The organism is Niastella sp. sgz303648 (assembly GCF_059587045.1).
This window is the reverse complement of sequence record NZ_JCAPSW010000004.1, coordinates 584394-604447: the sequence shown is the minus strand read 5'-3', so window position 1 is coordinate 604447 and position 20054 is coordinate 584394. Positions and strand designations below refer to the sequence as shown.

Sequence of the window (20054 nt, the reverse complement as noted above, 5' to 3'; positions counted from 1 at the left end):
GTTTTACGTGATGACATAAAACCCGTGCTGCCACTGCATTTTAAGGGCAGTGAAAAAATGCCGCCGGGCAAAAAAAACTGAAAACTAACAGTTGTTATCGGTTGTTCGTGTTATCTTTGATTGTATTCAAACAAAAAAGTGGTAATTAGTCGTCATATAATTTCATCCTCCTGCGTAGCATCCACTGCTACAACAACGACTATTACAACAACCCGTTAAGGGTTGTACATTTCCATATTACCAACTGGGGTTTTTGCCTAACTTGTTCTCTGAAAGAGAATTGTGATGAGTGCATTCGAAAAGGCAGCATTTAAAATTCAAAATCACATTTCAGTCGAAATACAACTAATTTCAAATCAAATTAATTTTCAGGTTATGCAGGTTTTAAAATTCGGCGGTACTTCAGTAGCAAATGCCGAAAACATTAATAAAGTTACCAGCATTGTACAGCAGGCAATAGGGCGCTTGCAACAAGGTAAAACGATTGTGGTGATATCGGCTTTGGGGGGTGTTACAGATGTTTTATTACAAAGCGGCGCCCTGGCTGCATCGGGCGATGAAAGTTACAAAGAGCTGCTTCAGAAAGTTGAACAGCGTCATCTTGAAGGCGTGAAAGCACTGATACCCGTTACACAGCAAAGCAGTGTATTAAGCTGGGTAAAACAACGCTGTAACGAAATTGAAGACATTTGCAACGGGGTGTTTTTACTGGGCGAACTAAGCGCCCGCACCAAAGACCGTATTGTAAGTTTTGGTGAATTATTATCTTCAAAAATTGTTGCTGCCCGGTTGAATGCACAGGGTGTTGAAAGCAGTTGGGTCGATTCGCGTGAATTGATACGCACCGACTCAAATTACGGCCATGCCACAGTTGACTTTGCCGTTACCAATTCACTTTGTAACGATTTCTTTGCGGCAACCGTAAGCAATTTATGTATTGTACCGGGTTTTGTGGCGGCCGATGCCAAAGGCAATACCACCACGCTGGGCCGCGGCGGCAGCGACTACACTGCTGCTATTATTGCCGGCGCCATAAACGCTCAATCACTTGAAATATGGACCGATGTAAGCGGTATGATGACTGCCGACCCACGGTTAGTGCCCAACGCTAAAATTTTACCGAATATTTCTTACCAGGAGGCTATGGAGCTGTCGCACTTTGGCGCCAAAGTAATTTATCCGCCAACCATTCAGCCCGTAATGAGTAAGAATATTCCGGTGTGGATCAAAAATACTTTTGCACCCGAAGATCATGGTACGCTCATAGAAAATGATGTACACAAAAACGGAAGCAATATTCGCGGTATCAGCAGCATAAATAAAATTGCACTGCTTAGTCTCGAAGGAAGCGGCATGGTAGGCATACCCGGTTTTTCGCGCCGATTATTTGAGTCGCTTGCCAACGACCTCATTAACGTAATTCTGATTACACAGGGTTCTTCGGAACATTCCATTTGCGTGGGTATAGATGAAGGCCTTGCCGATAAAGCGAAGCTGGCCATTGACAAAACATTTGCCCATGAAATAGAAACCGGCAGGGTAGAGCCATTAAGAGTTGAAAAAGGACTGGCCATTGTAGCACTTGTGGGCGACAATATGAAAAGCCACCCCGGTATCAGCGGAAAAATGTTTGGCGCCATTGGCCGCAACGGTGTTAATGTACGCGCCATAGCCCAGGGATCTTCTGAAAGAAATATTTCTGCGGTTATTTCAGCTGCCGATGTAAAAAAAGCCATCAACGTATTACACGAAGATTTTTTTGAAACTACCTATAAACAGGTTAACCTGTTTGTTGCAGGAACCGGAAATGTAGGCAGTAAGCTGCTTGCCCAGTTGCATCAGCAGCAACTGTATTTGCAACAACATTTGCGATTGCAGGTACGCATAGTAGGTATGGCCAACAGTAAAAAAATGGTGTTCAGCGATGAAGGCATTGATCTGAATAACTGGCGTGAACAACTCGATAAGGGCGAAGCAATGGACCTTTCTAAATTTATTGAAACCATCCGTTCAAAGAACCTGCGCAATTCGGTTTTCGCCGATGTTACTGCCAATGAAATGGTGGCGCAGGTATATGATAAGCTGCTTGCCAAAAGCATTTCGGTAGTAGCCTGTAACAAAGTAGCCTGTTCTTCGGCCTTTGCCTACTATAAAAAGCTAAAAGACCTGGCGCGCGAATACAATGCTTTCTTTTTGTTCGAAACCAATGTAGGCGCCGGCTTACCCGTGATAGGTTCCTTAAACGACCTCATGCGCAGCGGTGATGTGGTGAACAGGATCGAAGCCGTGTTAAGCGGTACGCTGAACTTTGTATTCAATAATTACGATGGCACCCGCAGCTTTGCACAGGTAGTAAAACAAGCGCAGGATGAGGGTTACACGGAGCCCGATCCGCGGCTCGACCTGAGCGGTACCGATGTAATGCGTAAAATAATGATCCTTGCACGTGAAGCAGGTGAGCGCATCGATATGGAAGATATCAGCAACAAAACATTTATGCCGCCTTCGTGTATGGTAGGCAGTGTAGATGATTTTTATAAGGAAATGGAGAAGCAGGAAGCGCACTTTAAGGAAATTTACAAAGAGGCGTCTGAAGCAGGAAAGAAACTGAAGTTCGTGGCCCGGTACGAAAACGGGAAAGCATCGGTAGGCTTGCAGCATGTTGATCCGAAAAGCGATTTTTATCACCTGTATGGTAAAGATAATGTGGTGCTGTTTTATACCAACCGCTATCCCGAGCAACCGCTTGTTGTAAAAGGGGCAGGAGCTGGTGCCGAAGTAACTGCATCGGGGGTGTTTGCTGATATTATCAGAGCAGCACATTAGAATTTGAAAATTTGAAAATGTGCAAATTTGAAAATGGAAAAATGTAAAATGTCAGCGAGGGTGGTTTACTCACACTGACTTAAATAAAGTCAAACGATTCAAAATGGCAAATGAGAAAAGTATTTTAAAGGATGGAAGTATAAAAGTTTTTGCACCGGCCACCGTGGCTAACCTGGTTTGCGGATTTGATGTGCTGGGTATGGCCCTGCAGGAACCTCAGGATTTAATGACCTTACGATTGCGTAATGAGCCGGGATTGGTGATTCAGCACTCCGACGGTTACAAATTACCGGTAGAACCTGAAAAAAATGTTGCCGGTGCTTCATTGCTGGCATTAATAGAAGAATGTAAAGAACCGGTTGGCTTTGAAGTAATCATCGACAAACGAATAAAACCAGGCAGTGGTTTGGGTTCAAGCGCGGCCAGTTCGGCAGGCGCCGTAGTTGGCGCCAATCAATTGCTGGGCAATCCGTTTTCGAAAGAAGACCTTGTGCGTTTTGCCATGAATGGCGAAAAAGTAGCTTCCGGCGTAAAACATGCCGATAACATTGCTCCCTGCATTTATGGAGGCATAACGCTAATACGCTCAATTTTTCCGCTCGATATTGTACAGTTAACAGCGCCCCCTTTATATGTAACGGTAGTGCATCCGCAAATAGAAGTGCGTACTTCCGATGCGCGGCAAATACTACGCAAAGAGGTGCAATTGAAAGCTGCTATTAAACAATGGGGAAATATCGCCGGCCTTGTAGCAGGATTTATGAAGAACGATTACGACCTGATCGGCCGTTCGCTCGAAGATGTGATTATTGAACCGGTGCGCAGCATACTGATCCCCGGCTTTGATGAAGTAAAAAAGAACAGTAAAGAAACCGGCGCGCTGGGTGGCGGTATTTCAGGTTCGGGTCCGTCGATCTTTATGCTGAGCAAAGAAGAATCCGTTGCTCAACATGTAGAGAAGGTAATGATCGATGTGTACACGAAACTGGGCATTGAGTTTAAGACTTATGTAACCATGATCAATTATAACGGGGCGAAGTGTGTTGAGTTATAAGTTTTAAGTAATAAATTATAAGTAATAAGAATGAGGTGCTGAGTTTCGGGTTGCCGATTCACCATTGACCATTCACGATTGACTATTCACCATTCACGATTCACCATGAAATACTACAGTTTAAATAAACAATCACCTGATGTAGATTTTAAAGAGGCTACTATAAAAGGACAGGCGCCCGATAAAGGCCTGTATTTCCCTTACGAAATTCCCGTTCATGAAAAGGCTTTTTTTGATAAGATCAAAACCTTTAGTAATGAAGAGATAGCCTTTCGCCTCATTCATCCTTATGTTGCCGGCACTATTCCCGACGATGCCTTGCGTGGTATTGTAACAGAAACCATCAACTTTCCCATTCCACTGGCGCCGGTGAATGACAACATATTTTCACTGGAACTTTTTCATGGTCCAACCCTTGCGTTTAAAGATGTAGGCGCCCGTTTTATGAGCCGCTGCCTGGGATATTTTGCAAAGGAGCGTAGTGGAAAAGTGGTAGTGCTGGTAGCCACATCGGGCGATACCGGCGGCGCCGTTGCCCATGGTTTTTATAATGTACCCGGTGTTGAAGTGGTGATACTGTACCCCTCGGGCAAAGTGAGTTCGGTTCAGGAAAAACAGCTCACCACATTGGGAAAAAATATTCATGCGCTTGAAGTAACCGGCACATTCGACGATTGCCAGCAATTGGTAAAGCAGGCATTTGTAGATGAAACGCTGACTAAAAAAATATTTTTAACCTCGGCCAATTCAATCAATGTAGCGCGCTGGTTGCCGCAGCAGTTTTATTATGCATTTGCATACAAACAATGGTCCGATAAAAACAACCCTCCGGTGATTTCGGTTCCCAGCGGAAACTTCGGCAATATATGCGCCGGTTTGCTGGCTTATTGTTCAGGCTTACCGGTAAAACATTTTATCGCTGCCTGTAATGCAAATGCGGTAGTGCCTGCGTTTTTGCAAAACGGAGAATATCAACCGAAAAAAGCCATCGCCACCATATCCAATGCGATGGACGTAGGCAACCCCAGCAACTTTGTTCGCATACTCGAACTGTTTCATCATAAATTAGGCGATTTAAGAAAAGTGTTAACCGGCTACAGTATTACCGACGATGAAACAAGAGCGGTGATCAAAGAAGTATACGCGCAATTTAAGTACCTGCCCGATCCGCATGGCGCTGTTGGCTACCTTGCATTGCAACGGTATTTGCAGCAACATAGCAATGATAAGGGCATCTTTCTGGAAACAGCGCATCCGGTAAAATTTTACGATGTGGTAGAGCCTGTTATTAATGAGCAGGTGCCGGTTCCCGATGCCATTCAGGCGCAACTTCAACTGAAAAAGAAAAGTCATGTTATGGCGCCGGATTATGAGGCGTTGAAGAGCCTGCTATTAAGTAATTTTTAATTTGTTATACCGAAGATACGCGGCAAAGCAGTTTATGGTTTGAGGTTCTTTAATTCAGTTTGAAGTTTGAGGTTTATGGTTTGTGGTTCTTTCAGTTAATCTTGCCGTGCAATTATTATCCTGTTGCACTGAAAGGTGTGGAGTTTAACAATGAGTTTCCAAAGCGCGGCAGCAACCACAAACCGTAAACTACAAACCAGAAACACAATTTAGTGCGGCAGCAACTACAAACCCCGTCCGACCGGGTCATCCGGGCGGGCATAAACCTCAAACCATAAACATAACATTTGTGGCTCTAAAGGCCTTTGCGGGAGCTTTTTTAAAATCCTAAGGGTTTCTATCTGCTGGTTGAAAAAATAATGGCCTGAAACTTTTTTATCTGCCGGAAAGATGCTTAATTGTGACAGAGCAAAGCCCAACCAACCAGCAAATAATGAGAGAAACCAGTTTTCTGTGGATTGTCATGCTCTGTTGCTGTACAATCCGTACCAAGGCAGGAGATCCGTTACAGGCCACAAAGCCGCCGCTGCAATACGAGACCGGCGTGGTGCGTGTTGCCAAAGGCATTGTACAATTAACTATTCCCACCGGATATAAATTTCTGAACGCCGAACAAAGCAAATACATCATCAGTGAAGTATGGCACCGGTCGCCCCAGCCCGATCTGGCAGGTATGCTTTTTCCCGAATCGCAGGATCCGTTTGCAAAAGATTCCTATGCGTTTGTTATTAAATATGAACCAAGAGGGCATGTGAAAGATGGCGACGCCAACAAAATTGATTATGACCAGGTGTTAAGAAACCTGCAAAGAAATGAGGTTAATGAAAATGCTGAACGAAAAAAGTTGGGGTATGCACCAATACACATTGTGCGCTGGGCGCAACAACCTGCTTACAATAAAAATGATCACATTTTAAGCTGGGCAAAACAAGTTCAAACCAATCAAAAAAGCGAACCTTCTTTCAGTTATAATATACGGGTGCTGGGCCGTAGTGGCATAGTATCATTAACTGCAGAATCCCCGGCAGCTCAACAACCGTTATTGAAAAACGACATGCAGAAACTAATGCATATGGTGTCGTTTTCGGAAGGAAATGCCTATGCCGATTTTAATCCGAAAGCCGATAAAGTTGCCGTGTGGACCATTGGCACCCTGGTAAGCGGTAAAATTGCAGGCAAAACCAATATTTTTGCTTTATTGGGCAAATACCTCAACCTCATCGTATCGGGTTTTGCCATAGTTACCTTATTGATAGCAAATCTCCTGAAGCACAGGGCAAATGGCCAGCAATTCTGCTGTGAAATGGGGCTCGCCCGCGAAGAAGTTCAGGTGAACGCATAACCTTCCAGGTAACCAGATCCAACACCGGACTATTTTGAAGCATTAAGCGGTAGCAAAAAAGCTTTAAATGATCGATTTGATCAATGAAATCATCAATTTGAAGAATTAAATAATAGCAAAATTCTTCAAATGAGCTATTTAAAAGATTAAATGACCGGTTTGAAGGATTAAATGATAGCATTGAAGCTTTAAATGACTGATTTGATCAATTAAATCGCTGATTTAAGGATTGAATTATCCGATTTGAACTATAAATCGCTCTTTTAAAGAATCAAATGACCAAATTGAAGAATTAAATCGCTGATTTAAGGTTTGAATTACAAAATTGAACCATTAAATCGTTCATTTAAAGGATCAAATGACCAAATTGAAGAATTAAATCGCTCATTTAAAGGATTAAATCATCAATTTGAAGGATTGAATGGCATATTTGAAAGATTAAACGACCGTTTTGAACGATTAAGCAAAAGCAAAAAGCTCAAATAATCGATTTGCTCAATTAAAACTTGCCGGGTAGGAAAAATGCAGGACTACCGGATTTCTTCCTAAATTACCTTTATAAACCACCCCATATGATCATACGTAAAAACCTTTTCCTGCCGGTTTTGCTTTTAGTGGCTGCTGCCGGTTTTGCACAAACTACACCGCCGCCTGCCAATGCTGTGTTGAAAGATGCCATGAATCGTGCCGGCAAAGAACATAAGAACGTATTCATTATTTTTCATGCCTCATGGTGCGGCTGGTGCCATCGTATGGATAGTCTTATGAACAGTGTTGACTGCCGGAGTTTTTTTGCTGATAATTATGTGGTGGAGCATCTTACCGTAATGGAATCGAAAGATAAAAAGGACCTCGAAAATGCAGGTGGGGAAGAGGTGCTCAAAAAGTACAACGGCGAAAAACAGGGCATTCCCTTCTGGCTTGTTTTTGATGCAAAAGGAAATTTACTGGGCGATTGCCAGATGAGGCCCGATGGAGCCGGTTTAGATACGCGTGGTGAAAATACCGGTTGTCCGGCAACGAAAGAAGAAGTAGCCCATTTTATAAAAGTGCTGAAAAAAACGTCTTCACTGAAAGCTGATCAACTGGCGGTTATTGAGAAGAAGTTTTTGAAAGAATAGTGCGAAAGAGTCCGAAAGTCCGTCCCGATAGCTACCGGGAGGAAAGTCCGAAAGAATCTTACATTAAAAGTATCTTTCTTTCGGACTTTCGGTCTTTACTGACTTTCGGCCTTGTATTACTTGTATTAAATTATTCCAGCTAATTCAAGACTCTTCTTTTTCAACTTGCGTACTTCCACATCTTCAATAATCGGATCGGGGGCCAGAATGAGCGAGGTTTTATTTTCGCGCCACCAGCTATTTTGCACCAGCTCATTAAACGACAATACACCAACCAGATATTTGCGGTCGGTTTCAGCATGCCACTCTTCAATCCACTCGAATTTTTCTTTGGGAATGTATTGCCAGTCATCGAAACTTACATATACCCGAACATAAAAATCGTTTGTAAGCTCATTGGGTTTATGGTGATACAATTTCTTGTACTCATATTTATATTGGTAACGAAGGGCCGATAAATCGCTTAATACGGCGGATGCTGTAGGAAAGCTGCCGGCGCCTTTTCCATAAAAGAATTGTTTATCGGCAAAACCGCTTTCGATCACAACGCCATTGTATTCATTCTTTACAAAGGCCAGATGGTCGTCGTGTTTAACAAACTGGGGTAATACAAAAGCGGCTACTTTGCCGTTTTCGAGTTTTTTAGCCTGAGCTACCAGTTTAATATCGTAATGTTTTTCGGTAGCTACCAAAGCATCGCTTGCATGTATATGCTGAATACCGTTAAATACAAGGGTGTCGGTTGTGGCTACAATTCCATAAGCATGGGTAAGCAGGAATGTCCATTTGTTGGCTGCATCAAAACCTTCCACATCAAGTGAGGGATCGCTTTCGGCAAAACCCAGTTGCTGTGCCAGCAACAGGGCCTGATGATAATCGAGTTTATCTTCAAATATTTTGGTAAGAATGAAATTGGTAGATCCATTCACAATGGCCTTGATGGAATGCAACAGGTCGTTATCGTAATACTCTTCGAGGTTGCGTATAACCGGTATCGAAGCGCAGGCGGCTGCTTCGTACAGGAAAGAGCGTTCGGTGATTTTTTGCAATCCCAGTAATTCGGGTAAGTGTTCAGCAATCATTTTTTTGCTGGCGCTTACCACATCTTTACCGTTTTTTAAAGCGGTAGAAACGATGTCGAAAGCAGGTTCCGATTCATTGATCACTTCAACGATCACATTTATTTCAGGATCGTTCAGCAATTCATCTTTGCTGGTAGTGAACAGGCTTGCCGGAGCATTGCGCTTTTTGTCGGGGTTCTTTATACAGACTTTTTTTATAGTGGCTTTCAGGGAAGGCGTTTGTTGTAAAACTTTATAAAGGCCTTCTCCCACTACCCCAAATCCGAATAAACCGATTGTTAATGGTTTGTGTGCGTCCATATTTGTAATTTGATAATTAGCTAATTTGAAAATGCTTAACGCTAAATGCTTAACGCGCAACGCTTAACGCCGAACGCAAAATGCAGAACATCCAATGCTTTAAGCGTTCTGCGTTAGGCGTTCTGCGTTCCGCGTTTTTTACATTCTTACGATCCATTCATCTTCCAGTTTCCAGTCGTTGAATTGTTCTTTACCGCCACGAATTTTCCAGTCAGAATCAATGGTCAATTTTGAGCTGATGCCGCCGCGCGGATTACAGATCATAACCAGCCGTAACCGTTCAGGTTCATATGCTGCACACAGGTCGTCATAAATAATATTGATCAACCGTTCGTACGAGGTTACAATATTGCGTAATTGAAAAACGTATTGTTTCAGCGATTTCAGTTCAATTACTTTTTTACCCGGATAAAACGTTAGATAAATAACCGCAAAATCAGGTTGTTCCTTAACGCCCAAAAAAGTGAATTCGGGTATTTTTATTTTGATCTCATACGCTTTATCAGTAGGGTTTGGAATACCTTTTAAAATACTACGGTCTATGTCTTTAAAGGTTCTTATTGCTATCTGTTCTGACATGATGCTTTTATGGTTTGTTTTAAGCTCTTGTTTATATGAAGTCTGAAGTCAGATGTCTGAGGTCCGAAAATTGCGTTATAAAGAAAGAAGGTATTTACAAAATTTGGGTTCTTCCGACTTCCGACCTCCGACTTCCTGCTTCCACATTAGCACTGCACTGTATTATCAGCAGACACTACCTCAGTGATACTGCTCAGCTCAAGCGTCTGCTGCAGGTCCTGTATCAGATCGCCGTCATCTTCGAGGCCAATGCTTAATCGGATAAGGCTGTCGGTTACACCGGCTGCCCTGCGTTTTTCGGCAGGAATGGTTTTATGCGTCATGGTAGCGGGATGGCTAACCAGGCTTTTAATACCTCCCAGGCTTTCGGCCAGTTTAAACAAACGGGTACCGGTAACAAAAGCTTTTGCTGCCGCTTCGTTATCGTGCTTTAGGGTAAACGAAACAATACCTCCGAAACCTTTGCTTTGTTTTTTGGCTATATCATGGTTAGGATGATCTTTCAATCCCGGATAATATACTTTATCAACTGCCGGATGTTGTTGTAAAAATTCGGCTACAGCCTGTGCACTGCGGCAATGTTGTTGTACGCGCAGGTGCAGGGTTTCAATGCCGCGAATTACCAGCCAGCTATCGAAGGGGGCCAGCACGGCGCCGCAGGCATTTTGATAGAATTTAATTTTATCGCCCAGTTCTTTTTCTTTTGTAACCACCAGCCCTGCGATCAGGTCGCTGTGGCCGCCTAAATATTTGGTGGCGGAATGCACTACAATATCAGCTCCCAGCGAAAGAGGTTGTTGTAATGCGGGTGAAGCAAAAGTGTTATCCACGCAAAGTAAACACCGGTTGGCTTTGGCAATTTTAGCAATAGCCTCAATATCACTGATCTTTAAAGTAGGGTTCGTTGGTGTTTCGAGCCATATGAGGCGTGTGTTGGGTGTAACCGCGTTGAATACTTTTTCGGGATCGGTAGTATCAACAAAATTTATTTTAACCCCAAACTGCTGATATACCTGGGTGAATAACCGGTACGCACCACCGTAAATATCATCTACGGCAACAATTTCATCGCCGGCTTTTAATAATTTGGCAACGGCATCAATGGCAGCCAGTCCGCTGGCAAATGCAATACCTACCTGTCCGCCTTCGAGTTGAGCGATCAGGTTTTCGAGTGTAGCGCGGGTAGGGTTGTTGGTTCGTGCATAATCAAAGCCTTTGTTTACACCGGGTGCTTCCTGTACAAAGGTGGAGGTTTGATAAATAGGCACAGAAACTGCGCCGGTTAACGGATCAACAGGAATGCTGTGAATTAATTGTGTTGTCGCTTGCATGATAAACATTTTTTGCCTCCATCTGCATATCCAAACCGGGATATCAGTAGCAGGAGCGTGATTAATAATTTGTTTAGACAGTTGTACTGAAAATGATACTTCGACTTCGCTCAGTATCATTCGCTGCATACTTCGACTACGCTCAGTATGCTCAGTACATTGGTTGCGACAGCACTTATCAAGATGAGTTCTTACGGGAGGAGTTGATTTATTACAGATTTCGACTGCGCTCAATCTGTATAATTGGTCCTTCGACTTCGCTCAGGACCAATAAAAAAGCTCTTCCGTAAGTCAGAAGAGCTTTCAATATGTTGAATTTCAGTATTGTAGAAGCTTTTATCTGACTTATCTGTCCCGCCTTCCGCGGGATGGAGTTGGCACCTTACGCTTCATGTTTGTTCAACATGAATGCAGGTTGTCAAGGCTTCATCGGGCCATTTCCCTCAGCCTTTCTTGATAAGCGATGTGTAAAGAACTGACGCAAAGATAATGACGAAAATTAAATTGTCAAATTTCTTTTTAACACCATGTGTGATTTTTTAAAAACGATAGCCCACTGAAATACCAAAGCCAATATTTTTATAGGAGGTTTTATCGTTGGTGTAGTCGGTAATTTTTGGATCGATCTTTACAGGGCCCACCTGGGCAATATAACGCAGGCAGCAAAGTTTTTGGTTTCATTATTATCGGGTGTTTTTCGGGGTAGTAAAATAAAAAAAGGCTGCAAAATGCAACCTTTTTAAAAATGTTTATGCATGGGCTTTATTAAGCTTAGCAAACCAGCATAGTATGTTTAATTCAGGCGATAGCCAACAGAAAATCCAAAGCCGGTATTTTTCAATGACCTTTTGTCGTTTGAAATATCAGTAATCTTTGGATTGATCTTTACCATCCCCAACTGAGCATTCAATTGAAAAGAAACTTTGTTGCTCAGTTCATAACCAGCCAACAGGTTTCCGCCAAAATCCATGCGTTTTGCATAGGGAGTAGAAAGTTGAGAGTACGTTATTTCATTTTTAAATTTATAACTGGTACTATTACCACCCTGTTTTACTTTACCACCTACGGCAATACCAATATAAGGGCCAACACCCAGTAATAATTTGCCCGGGCCTAATGTTGGTTTGTACAAAAAGTTAATCGGGATTTCGAAGTAAGAAATGTTATACTTAATATCATCGCCATTATTCACATCATATCTGGCTCCTTTGGTGGAAAATAATAAACCGGGTTGCACATAAAATTCAGGGGCAACAGGTACTTCTGCGTTTACCCCGATATGAAACCCTGTTTTTAAACTAAAATCAACATCTGAACCATCAATACTTTTTCCATTGATGTTTTGAAAGTTAATACCGGCACGTATGCCAATTGATGCTTTTCCCTGGGCATTCGATGTTAGTGCAAAGGCTGTGGTTGCTAATGCAAGCATTAGAACTTTTGATTTCATAATTAAACGTTGTGGTTTAAAATGTAAATATCTGGAACTTAATTATCTCACTTATCTGTAATAAAAAAATCTGCCTTATAACGTAATAAGTATATTTAAATTGCATACATGCTTACACGTATTACAAATCATTTTTTACACAAACGTTATACATCCGGGGTTAATTAAATGTTCATGCCGGTAATAAAAAAGTTTGCAATAAATTATCGTGTTCATTATGCATAAAAAAACCTCCCGGCTTGCCGGGAGGCTTTTTATAAAAACGTTGAGGATAATTTGCACTGTATATGTCACATAAATTCAACACATATATTACTCAAAGTCGATAACCTAACGAAACACCAAAACCGGTGTTTTTGTATTTGGTTTTATCGTTTGATACGCCATCAATTTTGGGATTGATCTTTACCATACCCAACTGGGCATTGAGCTGTGCCGATATTTTACTGCTTAGTTCATAACCAAATAATAAATTACCGCCAACATCAATGCGTTTAAAGTAAGGATCAGACAGGAACTCTGCTGCAGTAATACTGTTTTTGAATTTTATATCCGCTTCCTTGCCGTTTTGATCTGTATATTTTCCACCTACTGCAAAAGCAATATAAGGCCCAATGCCCAATAACAATTTGCCGTCGCCCAGTGCAGGTTTATACAGGAAATTAATGGGAACTTCAATGTAGGAGAGATTGATTTTTATATCGTTATCATCTTTACTTTTGGCGCCCTTGGTGCTGAACAAAACACCGGGTTGCACATAAAAATCGGGTGCAACCGGAACTTCTGCATTTACACCAACATTAAATCCTGCTTTTAATTTACCATTCACATCGCTTCCATCATACTGTTTTCCGGTGATGTTTTGGAAATTAATACCTGCCCGTATACCAAACGTTGCAGATTGCTGCGATTTAGCGACAAATGCGGCCGTGCTTATTGTTATTGTAAGCACCAGAACTTTTGCTTTCATAACTAAATAGTTGTGGTTATTAAAATAAAAATGCTAAGCGGCGGTATTACGGATTATTGAAGAATCGCTTATTACTGTTTCTGTGCTTCTTTCTTGGCGTCTTCTTTCATTTTGTCGTTGGCAGTGATCAAAAAGTCAACGCGGCGGTTTTGCGCACGTCCTGCATCGGTTTCATTGCTGGCAATAGGAGCTGTTTCACCAAAACCTTTTGTTTTGATACGACCACTTGCAATGCCTCTTCCACGTAAATAAGTGGCAACGGCCGAAGCTCTTCTTTCAGAAAGTTTCATATTATAATCATCAGCACCTTTGCTGTCGGTATGACCCTGAATTTCGATATCTGTGTCAGGATATTGCTTTAATACATCTGCCAGTTTACCTAAGTTAGATTCAGCAGTAGCAGAAAGATCAGAACGATCGAACCCGAATAATATCTTTTCATTGAATTCAACCACAATACCTTCACCTACACGATCAACTTTTGCACCTGGCACTTTGCTTTCGATTTCTTTTGCCTGCTTATCCATTTTGTGCCCGATAACGGCACCGGTAACACCACCTACTGTTGCACCAACGATAGCACCCAGTGCTGTATTACCTGCTGCTTTTCCAATTATAGCACCAACAGCGCCACCGCCTGCTGTACCAATAATTGCTCCTTTTTGTGTTTTGTTCATGCTTTTGCAACCTCCAAGAATAATAGCTGCTGCAACAATGGCTGTCAGGGTTTTTTGGATTGATCTCATATATATTGTTTTAGTAAAAACTGTTTTATGTCTGTGCACAACTTTCAAACTTTGTACCACAATTCACCAATTAAACGCTATTCAGTTGATTATGAGGCGCAAATATCTTATAACATAATCAACTTTCCTATACTTTTTTTGTTGTTATCTTTGACAAATTATTTAGTAAAATGTTGTGATAAGTTGTACTTTCCCGAACAAATTTTGCGTGTTACAACACAGGTAAAGGCAAATTGTTCATGTACCGTTTAAAAAAGCGTAATTAAAACAACTAAAAAGGTTCACTTATATATGGCAGAGGTGAAAGGCAAAAAGTCAGTTCAAACAAACGATGTTCAAACCGTTCCTGTTGAAACCGATGAGTTTATTAATGTGTTTGGTGCACGTGTTCATAATCTTAAGAACATTGATATCAGCATTCCTAAAAATAAACTGGTAGTTATTACAGGTATCAGTGGCAGTGGTAAATCGTCACTTGCTTTTGATACCATATATGCGGAGGGGCAACGCCGTTATATGGAAAGTTTTGGTGCTTATGCCCGTCAGTTTATTGGTGAAATGGAAAGGCCCGACGTAGATAAGATTACCGGTTTGTCGCCCGTGATTTCCATTGAACAAAAAACTACCAATAAAAACCCCCGTTCAACTGTAGGAACTATAACAGAAGTATATGACTTTCTGCGTTTGTTGTTTGCCCGCGTTGGGGAGGCTTATAGTTACAATACGGGGAAAAAAATGGTCAAGTTTAGTGAAGAAGAAATTGTTGAAAATATTTATAAGAAATTCAGTCGCAAAAAGATAACCTTGCTGGCCCCCCTCGTAAGAGGTCGTAAGGGACATTATCGCGAACTGTTCGAAGATATACGCAAAAAAGGTTATCTCAAAGTACGGGTCGACGGTGAAGTGAAAGACCTTGCCCCGAAGATGCAGGTCGACAGGTATAAAATACATGATATTGAAGTGGTGATCGACCGCATGGCCGTTACAGATGATATGAAAGTTCGGCTAAGTCAAAGCGTGCAAAAGACGCTGCAAATGGGGAAGGAGCTGATGTTTTTGCTGGTTCAGGATGCCGGTACTGCCACCGGTTCCAAAAACGGTAAATCGCAGCAAGGTAATAATTCCCCTTCCACCGGAGGGGGTAAGGGGGAGGCGCTTGTTCAGTACTCGCGGCAGCTGATGTGTGAAGACACAGGTACCAGTTATGAAGAACCTTCGCCCAACAGTTTTTCTTTTAATAGTCCATATGGCGCCTGCCCAACCTGTAAAGGTCTCGGCAATGTATACCAGATCAGTCTGGATGCCGTTATGCCCGATAAATCGCTAAGCATTAATGAAGGTGGTATTGTTCCATTAGGCGAAGAAAGAGATACCTACGTGTTTGGCCAGGTACAGCGAATGGCAAAGAAATATAAGTTTAGTCTCGATGTGCCATTGAAAGAAATGCCTAAAAAAGCATTGAACCTGGTTTTATATGGCAATGAAACCGGACCGGTTGAAGAGCATCTTGATTTTGATACCATTGAACCGGGCGCTAATATATATACCGAAGAATATGAAGGATTGGTGCCTCAGCTGAAACGATGGTTTGCCGGCAGCTCAAGCGACTCAATACGTCAATGGACAGAGCAGTTCATGGAATTAAAAACCTGCACCACCTGTAATGGCGCCCGTTTGAAAAAAGAAAGTTTGTGGTTTAAGGTAGATGAAAAAAATATATCGGAGCTGAGCGAACTGAACCTCGATAAAATGATGCAGTGGTTCAAGGGTATTGAAAAAAGATTATCGACCAAACAAAATGCCATTGCCAAAGATGTGTTGAAAGAAATTCGTGAACGGTTGCAGTTTTTGCTCGATGTAGGGCTAACGTATCTTACCCTGAACCGGCCTTCGCGAACTCTCAGTGGCGGTGAATCGCAACGCATACGGCTGGCCACTCAAATAGGGTCGCAATTACAGGGCATCACTTATATTTTGGATGAACCGAGCATTGGATTGCATCAACGCGATAATCACCGGTTGATAGAAGCATTGAAAAACCTGCGCAATATTGGCAACAGTGTGCTGGTGGTTGAGCATGATAAAGATATTATGCTGGCAGCCGATCATTTGGTTGATATTGGTCCCAAAGCCGGTTTTCATGGCGGCCGCATAGTAGCGCAGGGCGAACCAACCGCTTTGCTGAAATTAGATACGCTTACTTCGGCCTATCTGAATGGTATACGTGAAATTGCTGTTCCCAAAGAAAGAAGAAAAGGAAATGGAAAGGTGCTTGAACTGATCGGCGCCAACGGCAATAACCTGAAACAGGTTACGGCAAAATTTCCATTGGGAAAATTCATTGTGGCAACCGGCGTAAGCGGCAGCGGTAAATCAACGCTTATTATCGAAACGTTGTATCCTATTTTAAGTAAGCACGCTTACAACTCAAGAATGACGCCCCTTGAATATAAAACGATCAAAGGGCTTGAGCTTATTGATAAGGTTATTGAAATCGACCAAAGTCCCATTGGCCGTACACCACGCAGTAACCCGGCAACCTATTGTGGCTTTTTTACTGATATACGAACGCTGTTTGCATCGGTTCCCGAGGCAAAGATCCGCGGGTATAATGCAGGTCGTTTTTCGTTTAATGTAAAAAGCGGCCGTTGCGATGTGTGTGAAGGCGGTGGTATGCGTGTTATTGAAATGAACTTTTTGCCCGATGTATATGTGCATTGCGAAAAATGCCAGGGTAAACGCTATAACCGCGAAACACTTGAAATACGGTATAAAGGCAAATCGATCAGTGATGTGCTGGATATGACGGTAGACGATGCCGTAGAATTTTTTCAGAATGTGCCGTACCTGTACCGTAAGATAAAAGTATTGCAGGAAGTTGGGCTGGGTTATATTACACTCGGGCAAAGTGCAGTAACATTAAGCGGGGGAGAAGCGCAGCGGGTGAAGCTGGCCACCGAACTATCGAAGAAAGATACCGGTAAAACATTTTATATTCTTGATGAACCAACAACAGGGTTACACTTTGAAGATATTCAGCACTTATTGGATGTGTTGAATAAGCTGGTCGACCGTGGCAATACCGTACTGGTTATTGAGCACAATATGGATGTGATAAAAGTGGCGGATCATATTATTGATCTGGGCCCCGAAGGTGGCGATGGCGGCGGGCAAATATTGTTTGAAGGTATACCCGAAGACCTGCTGAAAGTAAAAGCAAGCCATACAGCAAAGTTTTTAAAAGAAGAATTGAAATGATATAACAATGGAAAGAATCATAATCGATATGGATGAGGTTATTGCCGATCCTATGGGCGCTATGGTAACATGGTATGAAAAAGAGCATGGGTTACCGGTAGATTTCAGTAAGATGAAAGGATCGTGGCTGGTTGGTTTTCCCGAACAGCATCACAAAATGATCCGCGAACGGTTATATGAACCTGGTTTTTTCAGAGACCTGCCGGTGATGAAAGATGCCGTGGATGTGTTAAAAGAAATGAATCAGCGGTATGAGATATTTATTGTTTCGGCTGCAACTGAGTTCCCCAACTCATTAAAAGATAAATATGACTGGTTGCTGGAGCACTTTCCCTTTTTTACCTGGAAGCAACTGGTGTTATGTGGCGAAAAGCGCATGGTGTTCGGTGATTATATGATCGATGACCATGTTCGCCACCTGCAACATTTTAACGGAAAGAAATACCTGTATACTTCTCCCCACAATAAAGATATTACCGGTTACGACCGCCTGAACAACTGGCAGGAAGCTGCAGAAATTTTTTTGAAATAGTTAGCGGTTGCCAGCTATCTGCTTCCGGTTGGTGGTTACAGGTTACAGGTTTCAGGTTACAGGTTGCAGGTTGCAGGTTGATAAGTTAGTCAGCATGTTAATATTACTCAGGTTCTTCTGACTTCTGACTTCTGACTTCCGACTTCCGACATCCGACTTCAGACCTCTCTAAAAAGCAAAGGCCGGCAATTGTTCATCGCCGGCCTCTGAGGATACTGGTGGATTTAACCAGAAGAATTTAAAAAGCCAATAAGCAAGCGCAGGGAGTGATTAATAAAATCTTTGTGTTTCAGGGTACTTAATAATAGGGAACGGATCAGGTTTTGACTCAACCGGATATATGGATTTTACTAATTTCCCTGCAGCTTATTGGTTTATTAGTTATGCAAACAAAGAGCTTTGTTGTTACTTTAACTTGTTAACCTGTAAACTTGTTAACTTGTCAACTTGTAACCGATTTATTTTATAATCACCTGTCCATTTTCAATGCGCTCGTCATCACTGAACACTTCGAACAGGTAACTTCCTTTTTCAATATTGTCTAAAATGGTAGTTTGTTTGTTTTTAACATTGGCCTGTTTTACCAGGGTGCCCTGCACATCAAACAAAAACAGCTGGTACACTTTCCCTTCAAAGCCACGTGCGCTAAAGAACAGCACATTCTGCTCCTCGTTTGGGTAAAGTTTGATTTTATGCTTTTTACTGGTAGTTTGTTTTTGTACCAGAATGGTATCATTTTCGTAAAATGATACAGGTAAGGGACAACCGAAAGACGGGCATGATATAGCCTGCAGCATTAAAAGTGCAAAAAGAATGGACACACTATGAGCAGCTCGTTTTCTTACGGTTCCGGTGGTTTTCATGGGTTTAAATATTGCAGCCTAAAGGCTTAAAATTTTCAAAAGGGTACGGATCAACAAATATCTTGTATACGGATTATTAGTGCAAAGTTGCAATTAGAATCTAACCGGGCAACGGGTAGAGCTGTTGTATCTGTTTCCACCCTGACCTAATCTGATACCTAACTTAATGTTTATTGAATAGTATGCATCATTATTAGTGGCAGTTCCTCTTTTATCACCAACCGCATAGGGAGTGGTTGTTCCATTATGACCGCTTTTGTTGGCCATTCTTTCTGCCAGCTGTGCCTGTGCAAAAGGTAAGTGAGCGTAAAAAGCACTGGGATCAATATACGTAGTGCTTACGTCATCAATATAATCAGTGAAAGTTGTTCTGTGTAAAATTTCGAGGCCAATGTTTACTGTTTCACTCAGGAAATACTTGGCGCCAATACCCATGGGAACGTTCATTTGGGTTAATTTGTATTCCTTGCGACCAGGATATTCGGCAAATCCCTGACCTTCGGTGTGTAAAGGCTTCAGATCAACCCAGGCGCCTGAAAGAGGATCAGTTCCCTGCGGATTGAAATGAAATACACCTATACCAATTGTTGCATAAGGCCTTAATCTCATAAATACATCAGAAGGATCGCTTTCTAAAAATACTGTAGGATAAATCTCGGCCAGTAACATGGCTTCGGTTATCCGCGAACGGAAGTCGGAGTTGCGGTACTTACGGGCTTCTTCATAGCCGCCTTTGCCTTTGATGATAGCATCATCACCTTCTAAAGTTCCTCTGTTAACAGCCAGCCTGAATCCCAGCCATTCATTAGGCTGATACGTTAAGAACGCACCAAACATGAATTTGGTCATCGGGAAGTTGTTGTCTTTGATAAACTTGGTACCTTTTCCCATATTACCTCCAAGGTCGCCCAGGAAGTTAGAGGGGCCCATGGTAATACCAGCTTCAAAAAATGAGGAGCTTTCGGTTTGGCTGAAAGAAGGTAGATGATTACACACGCTAACGAGTAGTAACAAGCCACACCGCCACAAAGGGTGTAAAATTTGTTTCATGAGAATATCAGATTTAGTTTTCAGATGGTCAATGGATTCCGGCGCTAAAATAATAAACACCAGTTACACAAACAATAAACGCACAATTGTTTCTTTTTTGTGTGTGACTTTCAAAAAAATATACAAATAAGTGTTTTGGCGTA

General features: G+C 42.1%; 15 protein-coding genes and 1 riboswitch. Of the genes, 7 read left to right on the top strand and 8 right to left on the bottom strand.

The features are described 5' to 3' along the window. Positions 1 to 375: 375 nt before the first annotated feature. The 5 genes from thrA (at position 376) to AC59IL_RS15145 (ending at position 7750) form a co-directional block, all read left to right on the top strand. Positions 376 to 2826 carry a bifunctional aspartate kinase/homoserine dehydrogenase I gene (gene thrA / locus AC59IL_RS15165; protein WP_496552998.1) on the top strand — a complete coding sequence of 817 codons (2451 nt, stop codon included), beginning with the start codon at positions 376 to 378 and terminating at the stop codon, positions 2824 to 2826. Between the two features lie 103 nt (positions 2827 to 2929). Next, positions 2930 to 3880, top strand: a complete 951-nt coding sequence (locus AC59IL_RS15160) for a homoserine kinase (RefSeq protein WP_496552997.1) — start codon at positions 2930 to 2932, stop codon at positions 3878 to 3880. 105 nt (positions 3881 to 3985) lie between these two features. After that, complete coding sequence (thrC, locus tag AC59IL_RS15155; protein WP_496552996.1) at positions 3986 to 5287, top strand: threonine synthase; 1302 nt, start codon at positions 3986 to 3988, stop codon at positions 5285 to 5287. Between the two features lie 433 nt (positions 5288 to 5720). Continuing rightward, a complete protein-coding gene (locus AC59IL_RS15150; RefSeq protein WP_496552995.1) occupies positions 5721 to 6629 on the top strand; it encodes a DUF2167 domain-containing protein in 909 nt (302 codons plus the stop codon). A 572-nt stretch (positions 6630 to 7201) separates the two neighbouring features. After that, complete coding sequence (locus tag AC59IL_RS15145; protein ID WP_496552994.1) at positions 7202 to 7750, top strand: thioredoxin family protein; 549 nt, start codon at positions 7202 to 7204, stop codon at positions 7748 to 7750. 125 nt (positions 7751 to 7875) lie between these two features. Here the strand turns inward: AC59IL_RS15145 and AC59IL_RS15140 are convergent, their stop codons facing one another. The 6 genes from AC59IL_RS15140 to AC59IL_RS15115 all read right to left on the bottom strand — a co-directional run bounded on the left by AC59IL_RS15140 (position 7876) and on the right by AC59IL_RS15115 (position 14208). Next, positions 7876 to 9132, bottom strand: a complete 1257-nt coding sequence (locus AC59IL_RS15140; protein WP_496552993.1) for a homoserine dehydrogenase — start codon at positions 9130 to 9132, stop codon at positions 7876 to 7878. 138 nt (positions 9133 to 9270) lie between these two features. After that, positions 9271 to 9711: a preQ(1) synthase gene (queF, locus tag AC59IL_RS15135; RefSeq protein WP_496552992.1), complete on the bottom strand. Its 441-nt coding sequence runs from the start codon at positions 9709 to 9711 to the stop codon at positions 9271 to 9273. 146 nt (positions 9712 to 9857) lie between these two features. Then, the gene (locus AC59IL_RS15130; RefSeq protein WP_496552991.1) at positions 9858 to 11042 is read right to left on the bottom strand and encodes a trans-sulfuration enzyme family protein; all 1185 of its coding nucleotides are present in this window, start codon (positions 11040 to 11042) and stop codon (positions 9858 to 9860) included. A gap of 342 nt (positions 11043 to 11384) precedes the next feature. After that, positions 11385 to 11505, bottom strand: a riboswitch (SAM riboswitch). 330 nt (positions 11506 to 11835) lie between these two features. Beyond that, on the bottom strand, positions 11836 to 12492 hold the full coding sequence (locus tag AC59IL_RS15125) for a porin family protein (RefSeq protein WP_496552990.1): 657 nt from the start codon (positions 12490 to 12492) through the stop codon (positions 11836 to 11838). Positions 12493 to 12808: 316 nt separating this feature from the next. Then, positions 12809 to 13462, bottom strand: a complete 654-nt coding sequence (locus tag AC59IL_RS15120; protein ID WP_496552989.1) for a porin family protein — start codon at positions 13460 to 13462, stop codon at positions 12809 to 12811. Positions 13463 to 13533: 71 nt separating this feature from the next. Continuing rightward, positions 13534 to 14208, bottom strand: coding sequence for a YiaD family glycine zipper/OmpA-like lipoprotein (locus AC59IL_RS15115; RefSeq protein WP_496552988.1), 675 nt, complete (start codon positions 14206 to 14208; stop codon positions 13534 to 13536). 291 nt (positions 14209 to 14499) lie between these two features. Here AC59IL_RS15115 and uvrA point away from each other — a divergent pair, with 291 nt between their 5' ends. Further along, positions 14500 to 17466 carry an excinuclease ABC subunit UvrA gene (uvrA, locus tag AC59IL_RS15110; RefSeq protein WP_496552987.1) on the top strand — a complete coding sequence of 989 codons (2967 nt, stop codon included), beginning with the start codon at positions 14500 to 14502 and terminating at the stop codon, positions 17464 to 17466. 7 nt (positions 17467 to 17473) lie between these two features. Further along, positions 17474 to 17998: a 5' nucleotidase, NT5C type gene (locus AC59IL_RS15105; protein ID WP_496552986.1), complete on the top strand. Its 525-nt coding sequence runs from the start codon at positions 17474 to 17476 to the stop codon at positions 17996 to 17998. A gap of 458 nt (positions 17999 to 18456) precedes the next feature. Here AC59IL_RS15105 and AC59IL_RS15100 read toward each other — a convergent pair whose 3' ends face one another. Beyond that, positions 18457 to 18861 (bottom strand): T9SS type A sorting domain-containing protein, encoded by a 405-nt coding sequence (locus AC59IL_RS15100; RefSeq protein ID WP_496552985.1) that lies wholly within the window; start codon positions 18859 to 18861, stop codon positions 18457 to 18459. Between the two features lie 93 nt (positions 18862 to 18954). After that, positions 18955 to 19911 (bottom strand): outer membrane beta-barrel protein, encoded by a 957-nt coding sequence (locus tag AC59IL_RS15095; protein WP_496552984.1) that lies wholly within the window; start codon positions 19909 to 19911, stop codon positions 18955 to 18957. Positions 19912 to 20054 lie beyond the last annotated feature (143 nt).